General features: G+C 61.3%; 3 pseudogenes. 1 reads left to right on the forward strand and 2 read right to left on the reverse strand.

The annotated features are described in order from the left end of the window. A pseudogene (locus tag F7R02_RS24460) lies at positions 1-118 on the forward strand (IS5-like element ISCARN85 family transposase); the annotation flags it as partial. 9 nt (positions 119-127) lie between these two features. On the opposite strand, the pseudogene F7R02_RS24465 reads toward F7R02_RS24460, so the two are convergent. Further along, positions 128-2266: pseudogene (locus F7R02_RS24465) on the reverse strand (TonB-dependent receptor); the annotation flags it as partial. Between the two features lie 338 nt (positions 2267-2604). Continuing rightward, positions 2605-4326, reverse strand: a pseudogene (locus F7R02_RS24470) (TonB-dependent receptor); the annotation flags it as partial. Positions 4327-4447: the final 121 nt, after the last annotated feature.

Raw genomic sequence — 4447 nt, forward strand, 5'->3', positions numbered from 1 at the left:
ACTGTTCCGTCGCTTGAAAGGCTACCGCCGGATTTTCTCGCGCTTCGAGAAGCTGGATGTCATGTTCCTTGGATTCCTCAGCTTCGTCCTAGTCGTTGATGGGCTTCGGATGTGTTAACAGGCCCTAGAACAGGGTGCCGTACATCATCGACCCCTGGCCGAAGTACCACTCCAGCGCGGTGTCGAACTGGTCGGCCTTGACCGCTTCCAGACTCGGGTTACCCGCGGTGCCGGTGAAGGTCGAAGCGCCGTTCGAGGTGCCGGTGCTCAGGCTCAGGTTCGGGTTGAGCTTGTCGAAGGTCGGGCGCGAAATACCGCGCGAGGCGGCAAACCGCCACTGCAGCTGATCGCTGAGCATCCAACGCAGATTCAAGCTGGGCAGCACGTCGGTGTAGGTCTGCTGCGCATCCACCGGAATCAGGCCGCCACCTTCGGCATCGGTGCCGGTGCGTACGCCCTGCGAGCTCACTTCGGTGCGCACCACGCGCACCCCGATGTTGCCATCGAACGGAATGTCGCCATCCACGCCGAAGCGCAGTACGCCATACGCCGCGTAGGTCTTCTCGTTCTGCGTGTTGATGTTGTTGGGCGCAAATTCCAGCGGGGTGGCACCGAAGGCAGCCAGGGTCTGCTGATAGTTCGCCACTGCCGCATCGGATGCCGTCAGGGTCGGCCCGAAGGCATGACTCTCGCCGCGGAAGAAGTCGGTGATCGGATTGGTCATCACGCCGATGCCGGGGTACTGCGAAAACGGCGCGCCCGCGCAATTGTTGATGCACATGAAGCGATAGATGTTGCCCTTGGTTTCGGCATCGCGGTCGGTGTAACGCACACCGGCCTTGAAGCTGCGCACGAAGTCGCTATCGAAGGCCAGATCCATATCCGAACGCCAGGCGAATTCGGTGCCGGTGTTGTCGTCCTTGTTGTCCAGGTGATAGCGCCAACCGTTGTAGTTGTTGACGTCGGCCAGGTAGCCTTCCGCACCGCTGGCATCGGTCACCGACAAGCGCGGCAGATCGCCACGGAAATCCACGTTGAACTGCGGGCTGGTGACCTGACCGGTGGACAGGATGTAGCGCGTGCCGGTGGTGGTGGCATCGACATACTGGAAGTCGGTGCTCAGGGTCAGCTTTTCGTTGACCGTCCACTTGGCACCCAGCGAGTAATCGGTGGTCACCGAATGCCGCTCGGTCAAGCTGGTATTGGATTCGGTCGGCACATTCTGGAACGAGCCGTTGACGAACTCGTTGCGGTTATTGACCTGGATGCCAGGCAAGCCCTGCATCGGGTTGGCGCCGGTCAGCGCGAAGAACGAATAATCGTGCCAGCTGAAGTCGTAATCCGAACGCAGCACCTGCGTATAGACCTCCACTGCATCGTTCGGACGCCACTGCATCGCAAACGCGCCGGTCTTGCGCTCGCGCTCGCCGACGGTGGTGTTGATGCCGGCGCCGTGCGGTACCGACACGCCCTGGCCTTCGTAGCCCGGCAGGTCGGTCTGGGTGTACCACGGCTCGATCGAGATGGTGTCCTGACGGAACGGGCTCTTCTGCTGCGAGTAGTTCACCAGGATGCCGATCTCGCCGATACCGGTCTGCCAGCGATCGCTGAACAAGCCCGAGAACGCCGGCTTGCCGTCGTCGGCGAGGTCGTAATAGTTGTACTGCACGCTGCCGGCGATCTTGCGGCCGTCGTAGTCGAACGGCAGACGCGTGCGCAGGTCGACCGTGCCGCCCAGGCCACCTTCGATCATGTCGGCAGACGGATTCTTGTAGACATTGACGCCACCGAGCAATTCGGCAGACACGTCTTCGAAGCTCAGGCCACGGCCGTCGTTGGCGGTAAAGATGTCGCGACCATTGAGTTCGGTGCGCACCTGGGTCAGGCCGCGGATGGCGATCGAGCTGCCTTCGCCGTAGTTGCGCGAAATCTGGATTCCGGAGATGCGCTGCAGCGCTTCGGCCACGTTGTTGTCGGGCAGCTTGCCGATGTCTTCGGCAACGATGGAATCGACGATCTGCTCTGCGTTCTGCTTGACCAGCTGCGCCTTGGTCACGCTGCTGCGGGTACCGGTGACCTGCACGGTGTCCAGCTGTTGCGTCGTCGCATCCGATGCCGGCGTAGCAGTGGTGGTCGCATCCTGCGCATAGGCCTGCGCGCTCAGCAGCGTGGCCACACTGATGGCCATCACGGAGCGGCGGAAATCACGGATCGAACGCTGACCCACAGTCCGGCCTGCCGGAACGTGGCGATGTTGCACTGACATGGTGCTCCCTCCCAGGACGCATGTACTTCTAGTTTTTAGCGGGCCGGTGCGCGAGCGCCCTGCCCGTCGTTGTGCTGGCTTGGCATCTGCCGACGGCAAGTGCCGTGGCTGGGTAGATGCGGTGTAAACCCGATCGGGCTTACCTGATAGCTGCGGCCGGAGCATAGGGCGCGGCCGTCATGCCAGACCAATGAAATATTCCTGGAAAGGTATTCGCTAAACCTATAACAACCCCAGAAAACCCGGCAACTCTGGCATCGTAGGGACATGGCACTGATTTGAACGTGGCGGGCTCAACTCTGAGAGCCCGCGCACGTCACCTGCGTGATCGCCCGCACTTACCAGTTCATGCGCAGCACCAGCGAGTAACGCCGGTCGTTGACGAACCAGCTGCGCGTATACAAATGGTAGTCGACCTCGCCGCCCGTGTAGGACGTCGGCCCCATCAAGACCTTGGTCACCGTGTTGGTCAGATTGTTGGCCTGCATGCCGAGCTGGACATGCGGGTTGACGCGGTAGAACGCCGAGGCGTCGAGCTGGCCGTAGTCGTCCGACCAGGTCGGCAACTTTGTCGACACGTCGCTGGCGGTGAGCAGGTAGCGCGAACGCCAGTTGTAGGCCAGGCGCAACGAAAGCGGTCCTTTCTCGTAGATGCCGGCCAGGTTGTAGCTGCGCCGCGACAAGCCTTCCAGCGGCAGGCTCACACCGGTGACGGTGGTCTGGGTGTACGGGTCGGTGGCGGTATTCACGCCGCCGCTGCTGTCGACGAAGGTGAAGTTGGCATTGACGCCGAACCCGCTCAGCCAACCCGGCCACGAATCGAAGAACTGCGTGTAGCCATATTCGAAGCCGCGGATGCGCCCCTTGTCCATGTTGTACGGGCGCGTCACCAGCCAGTCCTGCCCACCGTAGTTTTCGGTGACGGTCTGGTTGGAGAAGTAATCCTTGACGCTCTTGTAGAACAGCGTCAGGTACATCATGTCGCTGGTGTCGAAGTACCACTCCAGTGCGGTGTCGTACTGATTGGCCTTCATCGGCTGCAGATTCGGATTGCCGGCAGTACCGGTCCATCTGGAAACGGTGCCATTGGACTCGGTGTTTGCCGCGAGCAGCAGGTACGGCTGCAACTGCGTGTAGTCCGGGCGCGCCATCGCCTTGGACGCGGCGATACGCCACTGCAGCGCGTCGGAGAACTTGAAGCGCATGTTGAAGCTCGGCAGCACGTTGGTATAGCTGCCCTTGGCATTGTTGGCGAAGTACTGCCCGGTGTACTGTTCGCGCAGCGCTTCCGAACCCGCGCTTCCCGACAGGTCCGGGAACTGGCCGTAGCCATTGGCTTCGGTCTTGGTCTGCACGATGCGCACACCGATATTGCCGTCCACCGGCACGCCCAATGCTTCGTCGTTGCCGAAGTACATCACCGCGTAGGCGGCCTGGGTGCGTTCGAACTGGCGATTGATGTCCTGCAGCTGGTATTGGTCCGGCGCCCAGCCCGAGCCGCGCAGCGCCACGATCTGCTCGATCATCTTCGAGGTACCTGCGTAGTCCTTGACTGCGGCGTTGCTCGGAAAATACAGACTGTTGGGCACATCGATCTTGCCGCGGAACAGATTGGAATACGAATACAGCTGCGAGGTGCCGGTCATGTAGGTGGCCAGATCGGCCAGTCCGGTCCCATTGGCGGTGCCGGGAATCTGCGCCCAGTTATCGCTGATCACACCCCAGTTGTAGCCGGAGTTCTTGTTGATCTGGGTGCGATCGGTGGCGCGGATGCCGGCACGGAAGGTGCGCAGCCAGGCACTGTCGTCGAATGCGTATTCCAGGTCGAAGCGCGTGGCCAGCTCGCGGCCGCGATTCTTCGCCAGATGGTCCATGGCCGCACTCCAGAAATAATTGGAGGGGTTGCTGGTGTAGGTGCTGTCGGCAATCGCGACCGATGGATATTTGCCACTCAGATCGAAGGTCAGGCCCGGCAGGTAGATCGAATCGAACAGGGTGAAGTCCAGCGAATCGCTCTCCGAGCGCACCAGCTGCATATCGCCGCGCACGGTGAGGGAAGCTCTGAACAACGCACCACAGATACGCGACACTACCCGCCTCATCATGTAGAGGATCATCTATGCAGCTGACGTTCGGTGACGCTGAGGGCCTGGGCAAGCGCAAGCAGACCCGGCGCGAGAT

This window comes from Xanthomonas cissicola, from assembly GCF_008801575.1.
Lineage (GTDB): Bacteria > Pseudomonadota > Gammaproteobacteria > Xanthomonadales > Xanthomonadaceae > Xanthomonas > Xanthomonas cissicola.